14 protein-coding genes are annotated in these 15,075 nt (G+C 68.7%); 3 read left to right on the top strand and 11 right to left on the bottom strand.

Annotated elements, in window-relative coordinates; genetic code table 11:
- Positions 1–61: 61 nt before the first annotated feature.
- The 6 genes from HG543_RS23445 to HG543_RS23420 all read right to left on the bottom strand — a co-directional run bounded on the left by HG543_RS23445 (position 62) and on the right by HG543_RS23420 (position 6,589).
- Complete coding sequence (locus HG543_RS23445; RefSeq protein ID WP_169347069.1) at positions 62–1,381, bottom strand: extracellular solute-binding protein; 1,320 nt, start codon at positions 1,379–1,381, stop codon at positions 62–64.
- 16 nt (positions 1,382–1,397) lie between these two features.
- On the bottom strand, positions 1,398–2,222 hold the full coding sequence (locus HG543_RS23440; RefSeq protein WP_169347068.1) for a carbohydrate ABC transporter permease: 825 nt from the start codon (positions 2,220–2,222) through the stop codon (positions 1,398–1,400).
- Positions 2,223–2,226: 4 nt separating this feature from the next.
- Positions 2,227–3,141 carry a carbohydrate ABC transporter permease gene (locus HG543_RS23435; protein WP_246357243.1) on the bottom strand — a complete coding sequence of 305 codons (915 nt, stop codon included), beginning with the start codon at positions 3,139–3,141 and terminating at the stop codon, positions 2,227–2,229.
- An 11-nt stretch (positions 3,142–3,152) separates the two neighbouring features.
- Positions 3,153–4,250, bottom strand: coding sequence for an ABC transporter ATP-binding protein (locus HG543_RS23430; protein ID WP_169347066.1), 1,098 nt, complete (start codon positions 4,248–4,250; stop codon positions 3,153–3,155).
- Positions 4,251–4,355: 105 nt separating this feature from the next.
- Positions 4,356–5,492, bottom strand: coding sequence for a galactokinase (gene galK, locus HG543_RS23425; RefSeq protein ID WP_169347065.1), 1,137 nt, complete (start codon positions 5,490–5,492; stop codon positions 4,356–4,358).
- A 32-nt stretch (positions 5,493–5,524) separates the two neighbouring features.
- Positions 5,525–6,589 carry a galactose-1-epimerase gene (locus tag HG543_RS23420; protein ID WP_169347064.1) on the bottom strand — a complete coding sequence of 355 codons (1,065 nt, stop codon included), beginning with the start codon at positions 6,587–6,589 and terminating at the stop codon, positions 5,525–5,527.
- Positions 6,590–7,048: 459 nt separating this feature from the next.
- Here HG543_RS23420 and HG543_RS23415 point away from each other — a divergent pair, with 459 nt between their 5' ends.
- Entirely contained in the window at positions 7,049–9,754 is a 2,706-nt protein-coding gene (locus HG543_RS23415; RefSeq protein WP_169347063.1) for a TonB-dependent receptor, read from the top strand.
- Between the two features lie 14 nt (positions 9,755–9,768).
- On the opposite strand, the gene HG543_RS23410 is transcribed toward HG543_RS23415, so the two are convergent.
- Complete coding sequence (locus HG543_RS23410) at positions 9,769–10,806, bottom strand: glycoside hydrolase family 43 protein (protein WP_211194116.1); 1,038 nt, start codon at positions 10,804–10,806, stop codon at positions 9,769–9,771.
- A 146-nt stretch (positions 10,807–10,952) separates the two neighbouring features.
- On the opposite strand from HG543_RS23410, the gene HG543_RS54585 reads away from it, so the two are divergent.
- Positions 10,953–11,102: a hypothetical protein gene (locus HG543_RS54585; RefSeq protein WP_211194114.1), complete on the top strand. Its 150-nt coding sequence runs from the start codon at positions 10,953–10,955 to the stop codon at positions 11,100–11,102.
- Between the two features lie 33 nt (positions 11,103–11,135).
- On the top strand, positions 11,136–11,312 hold the full coding sequence (locus HG543_RS54580; protein WP_211194113.1) for a hypothetical protein: 177 nt from the start codon (positions 11,136–11,138) through the stop codon (positions 11,310–11,312).
- Between the two features lie 49 nt (positions 11,313–11,361).
- Here the strand turns inward: HG543_RS54580 and HG543_RS23400 are convergent, their stop codons facing one another.
- From HG543_RS23400 to HG543_RS23385, 4 genes are all read right to left on the bottom strand, one after another.
- The gene (locus HG543_RS23400) at positions 11,362–13,236 is read right to left on the bottom strand and encodes a hybrid sensor histidine kinase/response regulator (protein ID WP_169347061.1); all 1,875 of its coding nucleotides are present in this window, start codon (positions 13,234–13,236) and stop codon (positions 11,362–11,364) included.
- Positions 13,237–13,403: 167 nt separating this feature from the next.
- Positions 13,404–14,198 carry a cell division cycle protein 123 family protein gene (locus tag HG543_RS23395; protein ID WP_169347060.1) on the bottom strand — a complete coding sequence of 265 codons (795 nt, stop codon included), beginning with the start codon at positions 14,196–14,198 and terminating at the stop codon, positions 13,404–13,406.
- On the bottom strand, positions 14,195–14,656 hold the full coding sequence (locus HG543_RS23390) for an SMI1/KNR4 family protein (protein WP_169347059.1): 462 nt from the start codon (positions 14,654–14,656) through the stop codon (positions 14,195–14,197). The genes HG543_RS23395 and HG543_RS23390 overlap by 4 nt, the downstream gene beginning before the upstream one ends.
- A gap of 4 nt (positions 14,657–14,660) precedes the next feature.
- Positions 14,661–15,075: HNH endonuclease (locus tag HG543_RS23385; protein WP_169347058.1), on the bottom strand; the 415-nt coding region annotated here is incomplete at its 5' end.

The raw sequence follows: 15,075 nt of genomic DNA, 5'->3' as shown, positions 1-15,075 counted from the left end.
AGCAGCGCCGTGGCTGGCACGGGGCCTGGAACCTGGGCAGGCAGGGAGGCGTGGGCGGCGTCTATCTCCGCCGGGAGCGGCGCAGGATGCTGGAGGCCGCCCGCTGTGAGTTCGCCAGGGCCTTGTCCTGGGGCTTGTTGATGAGCCAGGTCGAGTTCAGCTCGTTGATGAGCAGGTCCATGAGGGCGCGCTGGTACTGGATGGGCGGCAGCCCCGTGGCGATGGTGGCGGTGCGGGTGTACTCCGAGCGGTGCGGCAGGGCCCGCATCTCGGCGCTCGCGAGCACCGAGGCACGCACCGGCAGGTGTCCGGTCCGCGCCCAGTGGAAGTTGTGGTCGTTGAGGAACTTCAGGAAGGTGAGCGCCGCCTTCAGCTTCGCGGCATCGGGCTTCGACTGCTTCGGCAGCACCCAGATGTGGCTGTCGGACCAGACCGCCTCCTTGCCGTAGAGGTTGGGCATGTCGCGAACGACATAGTTCTTGAGGGCCGAGTTCGGATTCCTGGCCTGCGCCGCGTAGACGTCGACACCCCAGGTGCCATTGATGAGCACCGCCGCCTCGCCGGAGAGGAAGGCCTGCTGCGCCGCGGTGTAGTCGTGCTTCCGGTTGGCGTGGCCCGCCGCGTAGAGCACGTTGAGCAGACGCAGCGCCTCCCGGCTCTCCTTGGACTCCAGCAGCGCCTCGCGCTTCTCGGCGTCGACGATGTTGCCGCCCTGCTGCCACACCCAGGAGAGGTACTGCCAGGTCGGCATGGGGTCCGCCTGCGAGGGAATGGCCAGGTACGCCTTGCCGGTCCGGGCCTTCATCGTCTCGGCGTGCCGCAGCAGCTCCTCCGGGCTGCCAGGCAGCTTCGGCTGGCCCTTCTCGTCGACGAGCCCTGCCTTGACGAACAGGTCCGCGTTGACGTGCCACAGGAGGGAGTGCAGGTCGAAAGGCAGGGCCCAGATTTCACCGTTGGCGCTGACGCCTTCGCGCGCCACCGGCACGAAGTCGGCGACGTCGACGCCCACCGTGGCGAAGTGCTTGCCCAGCGGCTCGACGAGCCCGCGCACCTGGTAGTTCGGCAGGACGCTGCGGTGCATGACGGCGATGTCGGGCGGGGTGCGGCCGGCGACGTTGGCGCTCAGGCGGTCGTAGTAGACGCCCCACTCCACCGACTGCGTCTTGACGACGATGCCGTCCTTGTTCTCCGCGTTGAACTTGTTGGCGAGCACCTGGATGATGCCGCACTCACCGACGGCCTTCGACAAGTCGGTGACGTTGGCGTACTCGTCGCTGCAGCCGCCGAAGAAGCGGAACAGCGAAATCTCCGTCGCGGCCCGCGCGGGGGTGGCGCCGAGGGCGGCGGCCAGCAGCATCGTCGCCGGAAGTAGCGTCTTCATCGTCATGGGGAGCCGCTCACTTGCCACTGGTCAGGGTGATGCCCTGCACGATGTAGCGCTGGAACACGACGTAGAGGATGACCATCGGCGCGCTGGCGAAGACGGCCGAGGCCATCAGGAAGCCGAGCCCCTCCGACATCGCGAAGTTGCCCTGCAACGAGCCGAGGCCGACGCTGAGCGTGTACATCTCCGGCTGCGTCGCGGTGACGACGGGCCAGAGGAAGTCGTTCCAGGCGAACAGGAAGGTGAAGATGCCGAGCGTCGTCAGCGCCGGACGGGACAGCGGCAGCATCACCGACCAGAAGATCTTCAGCCGGCTCGCGTTGTCGAGCTCCGCGGCCTCCTCCAGCTCGCGCGGGACGGCCTTGAAGAACTGCGTCATCAGGAACACCCCCATCGGCCCCGCCAGACGGGGAGCGATGAGGGAGAAGTAGGTGTTGTGCATCTCCCAGTCCGCGAGCATGGCGTGCAGCGGCACGAGGATGGCCTGCTCCGGAATCATCAACCCGGCCATCACCAGCAGGAAGACGGCGCGACGGCCGGGAAAGTCGATGCGCGCGAAGGCGTAGCCGGCGAGCGACGACAGCAACAGCGTCAACGCCGTCATGCCGAAGGCGACAATCACGCTGTTGAGCAGCCAGCGCGGCGTCAGCGACACCCGCAGCAAGGTGGCGAAGTGCTCCAGCGTCTTGGGCCACGGCAGGATGCCAGCGGTGGAGCGGACCAGCTCCTCGTTGGGCCGGAGCGACAGGCTCAGCACCCACAGCATGGGCATCATCCACACGAACGCGGCGCCAATCACCAGGACGAGGATGAGGCGGTCTCCGAAGGTCCGGTTCATGGCTTCAATCCCCCTCCTGCCGCGACAGGCGGAACTGCAGGAGCGCCACGCAGAACATCATGACGAACAGCACCACGGAGACCGTGGAGGCATAGCCGGAACGCCAGTCGCGGAAGCTCGTCTCGTAGATGAGCTGCACCAGCGGCCGGGTGGAGTTGGCGGGCCCGCCGCGCGTCATCAGCAGCGGCTGGCCGAAGACCTGGAGGTGCATGACGGTCTGCAGCACCACCACGAGCAGCGTCGTGCGGGCCAGCGCCGGCAGGGTGATGCGCCGCAGCACCGCCCAGCGCGAGGCATTGTCGAGCCGGGCGGCCTCGTAGACCTCCGGGGGAATCTGCTGCAGCCCGGCGAGGAAGAGCGCCATCGGGAAGCCCGCGACCCACCACAGCGTCGTCACCACCAGCGCCGGCATGGCCCAGTCCTGGTCGGCCAGGAAGGCGATGGGCTCCAGCCCCACGGCCCGCATACCGTTCGCGATGAGGCCCCGGTCGGGGTTGAGCACCATCGACCACACCAGCGTGACGACGGTGACCGAGAAGATGTTGGAGGCGAAGAAGACGGCGCGCAGCGCGCCATGGAGTCGCAGCGGCCCGTTGAGCGCCAGGGCCAGCACCAGGCCGAGCACCGTCGCCGCCGGGGCGGTGATGGCCGCGAACTGCAGGGTGCGCTTCAGGGCCTCCCAGAAGTAGGGGTCGTCCCACAGCTCCTGGTAGTTCAGCAGGCCGATGAACTCGCGGTAGTCCCCGACGATTTCCCAGTCGTGCAGGCTCATCCACAGGCCGAGGCCGAACGGATAGAGCAGGAAGACGGCGTAGAACGCGAGGAAGGGCGCCAGGAAGGCATAGCCGGAGAGGGCGTCGCGGTACCGCGCCAGCCCGTGGGGCCGTGAGCCGGCGTCCTGGACGGAGGTGACAGTCATCGCGGGCTCCCTCATGCGGCGCTCGCGGCGGCGGGAGGCAGCGCCGCCCCATTCCCGCCGAAGAGCCGGCCACTGCCGGGCTCCAGCGCCAGGGCCACGGTGTCACCGATGCGGACCGGGCTGTCGCCCGTGTCGGTGGCGATGAGCGAGGCGCCGTCGGTGCCCGTGACATGCAGCAGCGTCTCGCGCCCCAGCCGCTCCAGCGCCTTCACCTGGCCCCGGAAGACGCCCTCGCCCGCGGTCCGCCGCAGGTGCTCGGGCCGGACTCCGAAGGTGACGCTCGCGCCCGAGGCCAGCGCGCGGCCATCCACCGCCAGCTCGGCCCGGCCGCCGGGCAGCGCGACCTCCACCCGCCCGGTGCTGGCGGCGGTCACCCGCGTTTCGAGCAGGTTCATCTTGGGGGCGCCGATGAAGCCCGCGACGAAGGTGTTCGCGGGCGTCCGGTAGACCTCGAGTGGCGTGCCCACCTGCTCGATGCGCCCGTCGCGGAAGACGACGATGCGGTCGGCCATGGTCATCGCCTCGACCTGGTCGTGGGTGACGTAGATGGAGGTGGCGTCGAGCCGCTGGTGGAGCTGCACCAGCTCCACCCGCATCTGCACCCGCAGCGCCGCGTCCAGGTTGGACAGCGGCTCGTCGAACAGGAAGACGTTGGGCCGGCGGACGATGGCGCGGCCGATGGCGATGCGCTGGCGCTGACCGCCGGACATCTCCGAGGGACGGCGCTTCAGCAGGTGCTCGATCTGCAGCGTCCTCGCGGCGGCGGCCACGCGCTCCTCGATTTCCGCGCGCGGCGTGCCGATGTTGCGCAGGCCGAAGGACATGTTGTCCGCCGCCGTCATGTGCGGATACAGGGCGTAGTTCTGGAAGACCATGGCCACGCCCCGGTCGCCGGGCGGCGTGTCATTGACGCGGCGCCCGCCGATGAGGATTTCGCCGTCGCTGATCTGCTCCAGCCCGGCAATCATTCGCAGCAGGGTCGACTTGCCGCACCCCGAAGGGCCGACGAAGACAATGAACTCCCGGTGTTTCAGCTCGAGCGAGACACCGTGAATCACCTCCTGGGCGCCATATCGCTTCCGCACATCCCGCAGCAGCACATCAGCCATCGTTCACGTTCCTGGGGGGCAGCAACGACGCCCGGCGAAGCGTCAAAGCTTCGTGAACTTCCGCCGGGCTGACAAGCCTTCATCCACGCAGAGCGGCGCGCGCGTTCAGACGACGCTCGCCCCATCCGCCGCGTGACACACGTAACACCGTGGCGTGTTTCCCGTGGCCTGCTGGTACTTCGCCTCGACGCCCTGGACGAACGCCTCGGCGTGTTCGGGCGAAACCAGGGCCACGGCGCAGCCGCCGAAGCCGGCGCCCGTCATCCGGGCTCCGAGACACCCCTGCTGCGACCGCGCGAGCGCCACGATGGTGTTGAGCGCGTCGTTGGTGACCTCGAAGTCGTCACGCAGGCTGTCGTGGCTGGCGTCCATCAACCGGCCCAGCCGCGCGAGGTCTCCGGCCCGCATGGCCTCGGCGGCCTGCAGGGTGCGGTCGTTCTCGGTGATGACGTGCCGCGCGCGGCGGCGGACCAGCGGGTCGAGCTCGCCCATGCGCGCCGAGAAGGTCGCCATGTCGACGTCGCGCAGCGCCTTGACGCCAAAGAAGCGCGCGGCCTCCTCGCACTGGCTCCGGCGCTCGTTGTAGGCGGAGTCCACCAGCCCGCGGCGGGTTCCCGTGTCGAGCACGACCACCACCGCCCCCGAGGGAACCGGCACGGGCTGGAGCGACAGGTCACGGCAGTCGATGAGCAGCGCGTGGTCCTCGCGGCCCGCCGCGACAATCATCTGGTCCATGATGCCCGTCTTGAGGCCGAGCCACTGGTTCTCGACCCGCTGGCCGAGCAGCGCCATGGGGGCGGGCTGCCACGGCAGTCCGCTCACGGTGGCGAAGGCGCGCTGGATGGCCAGCTCCACGGCCGCGGAGGAGGACAGCCCCGCGCCGCGCGGCACATTCCCGCTCAGCACGCCCTCCCAGCCCTTCAGCGCGTGCCCCGCCTCCTGGAGCGCCCAGGCCACCCCCTTCACGTACTCCCCCCACTCCTTGCCGGTGCGCGAGAGCGGCCCGAGTTCGAAGGAGAGGGACGCGTCGTAGTCGAGCGAGTGGACGATGACGCGGCGGTCGTCACGTGGCCGCAGCGCGACCCACACCTCGCGGTCGATGGCGATGGGGAGCACGAAGCCGTCGTTGTAATCGGTGTGCTCTCCGATGAGGTTGACGCGGCCCGGAGACCGCACGACCGCGGTGGGGGCCGCGCCGAAGCGTTGACGGAAATCCTGCTCGACCTGTTCGCGTAGCGTCATCGTTGTCTTCACCCGTTGCGGAGGGACAGGGCTCACGCGCCCGAGACGGAGAATCGGTAGACGGAGCGTGAGCGGTAGTGCTCACCGGGGCGCAGAATCGTCGAGGGGAAAGCGGGCTGGTTCGGCGAGTCCGGCAGGTGCTGGGTCTCCATCGCGAAGCCGAAGCGGTGGTGATAGACGGCGCCCTTCTTCCCCTTCAGCGTGCCGTCGAGGAAGTTGCCCGAGTAGAACTGCATGCCCGGCTCGGTGGTGTGGAGCTCCATCACCCGGCCGGTGGTGGGCTCCAGGACGTGCGCGGCCAGCGTCAGCGCCCCAGGCGTGCCGCCCTTGTCGAGCACGAGGCTGTGGTCGTAGCCCAGCCCGTTGCGCAGCTGCTCGTCGTCCTGACCGATGCGCGCGCCGATGGCCGTGGGCCGCCTGAAGTCGAACGGCGTGCCCGTCACGTCGCGGAGGTCCCCGAGGGGGATGGACGTCGGGTCGATGGGCACGAAGCGGTCCGCGTTGATGGTGACGACATGCCCCAGGATGTCGCGCTTTCCGTCGCCGGCCAGGTTGAAATAGCTGTGCTGTGTGAGATTGACCGGCGTCGCCTTGTCCGTGGTGGCGTGGTAGTCGAAGACGAGCGTGTTATCAGCCGTCAGCGTATAGGTGACGGTCGCGGTCAGGGTGCCCGGGTAGCCCTCCTCGCCGTCGGGGCTGACGTAGGTGAGGACGAGACCCATGCCCTGTTCATTTTCAAACGGTTGCACCGTCCACACCACCTTGTCGAAGCCCTTGAGACCGCCATGCAGGTGGTTCACGCCATTGTTCGTCGCCAGGGTGTATTGCTGGCCATCCAGCGTGAAACGGCCCCGGGCAATGCGGTTGCCGTAGCGGCCAATCAGCGCGCCGAAGTACGGGGACTCCGCCAGGTAGCCCGCGAGCGAGTCGTAGCCCAGCACCACGTCGTCGAAGCGGCCGTCCCGGTCCGGCACCCTCAGGCTGAGAATGATTCCACCGTAGTTGGTGACCCGCGCCTCCATCCCCTGCTTGTTGGTGAGGGTGTAGACATCGACGGGCTGTCCTCCTGGGGCCGTACCAAAGGGGGTCCGTTCCACGATGCCTCCTGGGATGAACATGAACGCGCGCGTGCGCGAGCGGGGGGCCGGCGTCATAGCACACAGCTCGTGGAGACCTCCGAGGACAACGCGCGATGCGCCAGGCGGTCGCCTCTGAAGAGACATGTCGAATCCCTCCGGCGAGCACTTCCCGTTTTAGCAGTATTTGACGCATGGCGTCTCATTCACATGCGCCCTGACTCACTGATAACTCGCCTTGACACACCTGTAAGCATCAGGCAGACGCCACCCCTACAAACCCGAACTCAATGATTTACTGGGGAGAGCATTTAGATGCGTTTGAAGCCGCTCCTTCTGTGTTCGACATCCACCGCATTCCTGATTCTCTCCACATCGTCCGCGGGGGCGCAGGCGCCCCAGACCGAAGCGCCCGTGCAGACCCCGGAGCCCGCGCAGGCGCCTGCTGAGGCCGCACCGCCGCAGGCAACGGACGCGGGCGTGGCGCAGAGCCCCCCGCCGCAGGCGGACGCGGGCGTGCCCGTGCCCGCGGAGACCGTCGCGACCGCGGAGATTCCGGAGCTGGGCGACGAGGACTTCAGCGAGGAAATCGTCGTCGTCGGCCTGCAGCGCAGCATGCAGCAGGCGCAGAGCGTGAAGCGCAACGCCGACCAGATTGTCGACACCGTCGTGGCGGAGGACATCGGCAAGCTGCCGGACGTCACGGTCTCCGAGACGGCGGCGCGCATTCCGGGCGTCCAGGTGGACCGTGCGCGCGGCGAAGCGGCCGGCCAGGTGCTGGTGCGCGGTCTGCCGGACGTCACGACGACCTACAACGGCCGGGAAATCTTCACCGCCGAGACGCGCAACGTCGCGCTCGCGGACTTCCCCGCGGGCGGCATCGCGGCCCTCGAGGTCTACAAGACCACGACCGCCAACCAGGTCGAGGCGGGCCTCGCCGGTCTCATCGACGTCCGCTCGCGCCGGCCGCTCGACTTCGAGGGCTTCGAGGTCTCGGGCTCCGTGCGCGTGACCCACGCCAGCCAGTCCGGCAGGTTCGACCCGAACGCCAACCTCCTGGTCACCGACCGCTGGAAGACCGAGCTGGGCGAGGTCGGCGCGCTGGTCAACGCCTCCTATACCCGCCTCAACTATCTCGACTCCGCGCGCTGGAACTCCGGTGTCATCGCCACCGGCGCGTCCGAGACGGGCGAGCAGTTCCGCTTCCCCGAGGCCGTCGGCATCTTCTACGGCGGCGGCCAGCGCGAGCGGCCGTCGGTGAACGCGTCGGTGCAGTGGCGCCCGCGGTCCGACCTCGAGTTCTTCGTCGACGGACTCTGGCAGGGCTACCGCGACAGCGTCTCGGACCGTCAGCTGGAGATGCGGCTGCGGGGTGAGGGCGCGCGGTATACCGGCGTGACGTTGCGGCCGGGCACGGTGGACCAGGGGCAGAGCCTCACCGTCGAGAATGCCTCGCGGCCGTTCATGTTCCAGGGCGCGACCTACCGCCAGACCGACACCTTCCAGGTGGCCGTGGGCGGTGTGTATGAATCGGGGCCGCTGCGCATCACGACCGACATCGCGCGCACGGACAGCCGGTTCGACCTGTCGCTCTACAGCTTCGACCAGGAGCTGGCCACCTCCCCCACCTTCAACGTCAACTTCGACGTGCCGAGGGGCCCCGGCGGCGTGGAGTTCGAGCTCCCGGGCTTCGACCTGACGGACCCCGCCAACTTCCGCTATCTCGGCTTCTTCGACCGGTCATACGTCGCGGCGGGTGGCGACTGGCAGTTCCGGACGGACGCCGAGGTGAAGACCGGCTTCGCCTACATCCCCAAGGTGGAGGTCGGGTTCCGGCACACGGCGCGCACCGCGTACCAGGAGAATGGCCAGCGCTACTGCGCCAATGACGACGGCGGCAACCCCGACGCGCCCTGCCTGCTGGCGGCCGGGACGCCGCTCTCCGAGATGCCGGTGGACCTCCATGTGTTCCGCGGCGGCTTCCGCGGTGGCGGCGGCATCCAGGACCAGCGCACGTGGGTCACCCCGACGTACGACAGCATCCGGGACAACGTGGAGCGGCTGCGCGCCATCCAGGGCTTCAACCCGGGCGCGCCCGAGCGGACGCGGACCTTCGACGCGAACGAGCAGAGCTTCGCCTGGTACGGACAGGCCCGCTACGAGTTCAAGGTGGGCCCCATCCCCGTGGACGGTGTCGTCGGCGCCCGGGTCGTGAGCACGTACACCACCGTGACCACCACCCCCCCGAACGGCACCGCCCAGCAGGGCAGCGGGCGGTACACCGACGTGCTGCCCAGCGCCATCGCCCGAGTCCGGCTCATGCCGGACCTCCACCTGAGGCTCTCGGCCAACCAGACCCGCACGCGGCCGGGCTTCGACCAGCTGCGCCCGACGGTCCTCAACTCGCCGCCGCCCTGTCTGTCGGAGCCCAACCCGCCCCCGGGCTGCCAGATTACCGGCAGCGGCGGCAACCCCGAGCTCGAGCCCGTGCGCTCGAACAACTACGACGCCTCGCTCGAGTACTACTTCTGGCAGACGGGCATGGCGTCACTCGCCGGGTTCCGCCGCGACCTCGAGGGCTTCATCACGAACCTCGACGCGACGCTGGACCACCCCGTCTATGGGCCTGACCGCGTCCGCGTGAACATCCCGTTCAACGGCGGCGAGGGCCGCATCCAGGGCTTCGAGGCGTCGGTCGGGAGCTTCTTCGACTTCCTCCCCCAGGGCTGGCTCCGGGGCTTCGGCGCCTACGGCAACGTCACCTATCTGAACGACGAGCAGGCCTTCCCCACGGGCTTCGAGCTCGGGCTGGGCGAGACGGGCCGCATCCCCAACGTCTCGAACTGGTCCTACAACCTCGTCGCGATGTACGAGCGCGACAGGCTCTCCGCCCGTCTGGCCTACAACTATCGCAGCCGCTGGATTACCGCCTACACGCAGAACCCGGACGGTGAAGGCTTCACGGGCGAGTTCGTGGACGGCGTCTCGCGCCTCGACTTCTCGGCGAGCTACTCGCCCTGGACGGCGAAGGGCTGGGAGAACCTCACCTTCACCTTCGACGTGTCGAACATCCTCGGCAACCCCTACCGGAGCTTCCGGCGGTTCACCGCCGAGGGTGACACCTACCCCCGCGACGTGCGCTACGAGGAGCGCATCTTCTCGCTGGGCATCCGCGCCCGCATCTAGGCACGGACGGGAGTTCAGCGCGCCTCGAGCGGAGCAAGCCGGGGCGCGCCGTCGTTCCAGGACAGCTGGGCGATGTGCATGTAGCGGCCCTGGTGCGCGGGCCTGCAGGACGAGGTCGGCGCCCAGGCGTGGAAGACGAGGTAGTCCCTGCCGTCGACCTGGAACGCGGACTGGTGGCCGGGGCCACTGAGGCAGGGCTGGGACGTGCTGGCGAGGATGGGGTTCTCCGGCGCATCCGCGCAGGGCCCCAGCGGCCCCTCGCAGGTGGCGTACCCCATCGCGTAGCTCGAGATGCTCTGCGTGTCCTGCCAGCCATAGTCATTGGCGGAGAAGAACAGGACATAGGCGCCGTCCCGCTCGACCATCGCCGGGGCCTCGACGACGTGTCCCTCCCAGGGCTGGTCGTTGCGGAGCAGGGACACGGGCTCGCCCATCACGCCGAGCCCGTCGGGCGACAGGCGCTGGGCGAAGATCTCCGTGGGCTTGTTGGCGACGGGGTTGTTCCCATCGTTCTTGAAGTAGAGGTAGAGCTGCCCGTCCGGCGCGCGGAACGGGCTCGCGTCAATCGTGCCGCCGAGCTCGAACTGACACACGAGGGGCTCGGTGGCTTGCGAGGTGAAGGGGCCGCGCGGGTCCTGGCTGGTCGCGGCTCCGACGCACTGGAGGCCGCTGGCCGCGTGGCGCGCGGTGAAATAGAGCACGAAGCCGCCCGGTGTCTTCAGCACCTCGGGCGCCCAGGTGAAGCCCTCCTTCACCCAGGGAGGCAGGACGGGCATCGCGTCGTGACGGCGGCCAGGCGTCTTCTCATCCCAGAGGGCGCGCCAGCTCGTCAGGTCGGTGGACGTCGCCATCTGCACGTTCACGCCGCCCGAGTTCGTCGCGTAGGCGAGGTACTGCCCTTCGTGCTCGAGGACGAACGGGTCCGGGAAGTCGGCACGGAAGACAGGCGTGTACGAGGTACCGGGCTTCGGCGGGCTGTCATTCGAGGTCGCACAGCCGCCGACGAAAGACAGTGCCGCACCCAGAAGGCCGAAGAACGACGCCCTACCCATGCCTGTCACGCGGACTCTCCTCGCGCTCTCGCGCGGTGGTTGGTGCACGAACGCTATCAGCCGAGGAGCGTGTCTCCGCGCCAGGAAGAACCTCGCGAAGGCGCCTGAGTGCCTGCCCCCACTGCTGGTGCGAGCGGCTGTTCTTCATGCGGCCCCTGACGCATCTCGTTAATGGCGTACGCCCGACCTTTCCCCCAACCCAGGCGGAGGCCGACGCGGAGCTGGAGCGCATCACCACGCTCGACCGCGAGGCCCCGGGCTTCGCGAACTTCGAGCAGTGGCTGTCCGGCACGTAGCTGGAGCGGGAGCTGAAGATTCAGGAGTACTCGGTGTCCAACCGGGGTCTCCGGCCGGGGCTGGTGGGCACGCCCTCGCGCGTGCGCGAGCGCATCGCCGAGTTCGAGGCCGCCGGCGTGGACCTGCTGCTGCTCCAGATGAGCCCCCAGCTCGAGGAGATGGAGCGCTTCGCCGCGGCGGTCATCACGCCTGGACGCGGCACGGCCTGACGGCCCTCGCGGCTTGCGTGGGACATGCCGCTCCGCCTACCGGGACGGCTCACGTCTGCCGCGGCAGCACCTGGTCGACCAGCTTCAGGAAGGCGCCGAGGTCGAAGGGCTTCTCCAGCACCGGCAGCGAGTACCGGGCGATGAAGTCACGCGCCTCCGTGGACGTCACGCCTCCGGTGTAGAAGACGGTGCGCCGGGCGAGTGAGGCGTCTCGCGCGCACAGCTCGCGGTGGAAGGCCGGCCCGCCGCCCTCCGGCATCGTCATGTCGCAGAGCACCACGTCGAAGCGGTCCGGCCCCGCCAGGCGCCCCAGCGCCTCCGTAGGGCCGCTGGCCAGGGTCACCTCGAAGCGGCCCTGCAGCGTACGGCGCAGCGCCTCGCGCACGTTCGGCTCGTCGTCCACCAGCAGCAGCCTCGGCCGGTGCGCGCGCTCCGCGACCGTCAGGGGAACCGGCGCGGCCGCGGGAACAGCGGCCACGCGCAATTCCACGGTGAAGGTGCTGCCCTGGCCCGGCGTGCTCTCCACGTGGATGGTGGCGTCAATCGTGCGCAGCAAGCCCAGCGACACGGACAGCCCCAGTCCCGTTCCCATCCCCGGCTCCTTGGTGGTGAAGAAGGGCTCGAAGAGGCGCTGCTGCACGTCCCGGGACATGCCCACGCCATTGTCGGACACCCGGAGGCGGACCGAGTCGCCCTCACGCCAGGCCTCCACGCGGACCTCCCCATCCGTCCTGCCGGGGGGAATGGCATGTATGGCATTCGACATGAGGTTGACGAGCACCTGCTCGAGCAGGTCCTGACTGCCCACGGCGTACAGCCCCCGGGGCACGCTCATGGAGAAGGTGATGGACCGCTCGTGGGTGGCCCGGATGATGGCCAGGGCCGCCTCCACCGCGCTGGCGACTTCGTGGGCGCCGGTGGGCGCGGGAGCGGCCGCGGCCCGCCCCGCATCGAGCAACTGGCGCACGATGCGGCTGATGCGCTGCACGCTCGCGAGCGACTCGTCGATGCACGCCCGGCTGTCCTCGGGGAGCTGGCCACCGGCCAGCCCGTCCTGCAGATAGCGGAGGTTGGCCGCCACCGCGGCGCTGGGGTTGTTGATTTCATGGGCCACCCCCGCCGCCAATTGCCCGATGGCCGCCAGCTTCTCGTGACGCATCAACTCCGCCTGCATCCGGGTCAGCTCGGCCGTGCGCTGGGACACCTTCTCCTCCAGTGCCACCCGGAGCTCCTCCAGCGACTTCGCGTTGGCCACGAAGCGGCGGGTCATCTGCATCCCGAAGAGCCCCACGATGAGCATGGGGCTGAGCTCCGTCAGGAGCGGTGTGCTGATGACTCCCGCCACGACGAGGCTGTCGTTGATGGCGACGGGGAGATTGAGGGCCATGCCCAGAAAGACCGGGCCCACCTCGGCCTCCTTGCGCCACCAGGCGCGCCCGAAGCGCACCGTGGGCAACAAGAGGCTGACGCAGAAGAGGCCCAGGGCCACGTGGCCCAGGAAGGTCAGCTCCAGCGTCCGGTAGCTCAGCTCCAGCCAGGACGCCTCGACGAGCACGATTCGAGACGTGGAGAGGACGCCGGGCCACGGCACGAGGAAGACCACCAGCCCCAGCAGGCCCAGCACGGCCTGGTCCAGCACCTCGAAGCGCCCCATCAGGAACAGCGCGCCGTGCGCCACCCAGCTGGCGCAGAACAGCGCGATGAAGACCATGGACCCGCGGCACCCCAGCGCCACCAGGTCATCGGGCACGCCCGGCATGGCGGTGACGATGTTGGTGGCCGAGTAGCCGCTCAACATCAGCGCGCTCCACGCGGGCAGCCGGTGGTCCTTCCAGCCAGGCGCGCTCGAGAAGCCGAAGCTGAGCGCGGCCACCACGAGTCCCAGACAGGTACCGACGATGGAAATCAATGCAGCGAGGGTCAATACGATGTCTCCCGGGACCGGCGCTTTCCCCCCAAGGGCAGTATTCCACGAAGCCTGACGGGCCACCTCTGTCAGTCGATACACGCCCCGTCAGGCGGGCACGTCAGGTCCTACCGGGTCAGTGCCACCTCGGCGGGAGTAGCGGGGTACCCAGACAGGCCGTGCACTCACTTCGCGCGGCGCAACGGATTGCCCAATCCCTCACCGACGATGCGGAAGGAGCCATCGAAGTCCCCGCCATGCTCCCAGGAGAAGAGGCCCGCGTCGGTCTTCGGGAAGAAGGGGTTGAGCTCCAGCAGGCGGATGGCCGGAGGCGCGTTGCCGTCGGGCAGTGGCGTGACGGCGAACACGTCGAACACCACATCCTCCAGGTGGCAGGCCTCGCGGAAGGTCTCGAAGAAGGCCTCCACGGCGACGCGCAGGCGCGGCGCGTTCGCGTGCAGCTCCTCGCTGAAGCCCAGGCCGCGGCAGTCGTACTGGGAGATGCCCACCAGGCGCCGGCCCCGCATGAAGCAGCGCAGCTCCGCCCAGGCCGGCAGGTGGAGCCACTCCCGGACGAAGAGCTGGGGAAGGTACCCGTGGCGCAGCGCGAGCCGCAGGTCGAAGGCCACTCGCTCGGAGCCGCTCGTGAGCATCGCCAGCGCCCCGGCCGCGCCGTCCACCCGGAGTCCCCGGTGCAGTGCGTAGCGGGAGTCCTTCGCGCTGCGCGAGCCCAGGCGCACCATGGCGCCCGCCGGGAATTGCGCCAGGGCCTCCTCCAGGGCTTGCGCCACCCGCTCCAACCCCGGGGGCACGGCGCCGGAACTCCACCCCGTGGGCGGAGCCACGGCTCGCTGGAACAGGACTTCGGTCTCTTCGCGCGTCAACGGCACGGCCACCTGGCGCAGCGACAGCGCCCGCAGGGCCGCGGGCCAGCTCTCCAGGTACGTGGGCCGGACGGTGGCGAAGTACTCCGGCGTCATGGGCGCTTCGTCAGCGCTCCCAGGAACTCGTCCAGGCTGTTCGCGACAAACCCCAGGTGGTCGTACTCCTGAACCTCGTCCGGGTCGTCGGGCTCGTACTCCCGCATCCAGAAGTAGACCTTGCCCTGGTTCTTCCCGGAGACGGCCAGGAGGATGGGATTGCCTCCCGGGTCACGCGCGATGGGGAGCGTGTCCCGGGGAATGCGGTCTTCGTAGCTGATGAGGTACTCGGAGAGGGTCTCGTGTTCGTCGCCCAGGTTCAGGAAGTAGGCGATGACGGCCCAGTCCTTCTCTCCCTGGCGGACGAACTCGAACTCGCACGGCTCCGGGTGCCCACCGTGCTGCTTCAGCAGGAAGCGCTTGTACTCATCCGGGAGCTTGCGGCCGAGCTGTGCTTCCACCTCCTGGATACGCTCGGGGGTCAGCGGCTCTTTTCCGTGGGTGAATTGAAGTTTCATGAGGTCAGTACCCTGCGTCCTTCACGACGGATGCGCCACCCGTGTGTGGCACGTTGTTGTTGATCTTCTGCGGCACGAGCATCATCGTCTTTCCGTCCTCATGGTGATGCCAGGTCATACCTGGAGGAGGGGTTGCCGTGTCACCGAAGCCGGCCTTCATGTTGGCGGCCTTGAAGTCTTGGTAGTGGTCGCCCTTCATCTCGATGCTCACGTTCTTCTGAGAGAAGGGTGAGAAGTCAGGGTACCCGTCCTTGAACTGGATGGGTTTGCCTTCCGTGGCCTTGAGAATCTCCTGCCCCTTGGGCGTATTCGGGTCGGGGGTCCACGCCGAGTTGCCCTTCTCTCCCGCCCACTTGCCATCCGCGGGCAGGTTCGTACCGAAGCGGTTGGCATTGGGATGTCTCTTAAATACAGCCGTC

The sequence above is a fragment of the Pyxidicoccus fallax genome, assembly GCF_012933655.1.
Classification (GTDB): domain Bacteria; phylum Myxococcota; class Myxococcia; order Myxococcales; family Myxococcaceae; genus Myxococcus; species Myxococcus fallax.
The sequence above is the reverse complement of the archived record's forward strand: the minus strand, read 5'-3'. Positions and strand labels throughout refer to the sequence as shown.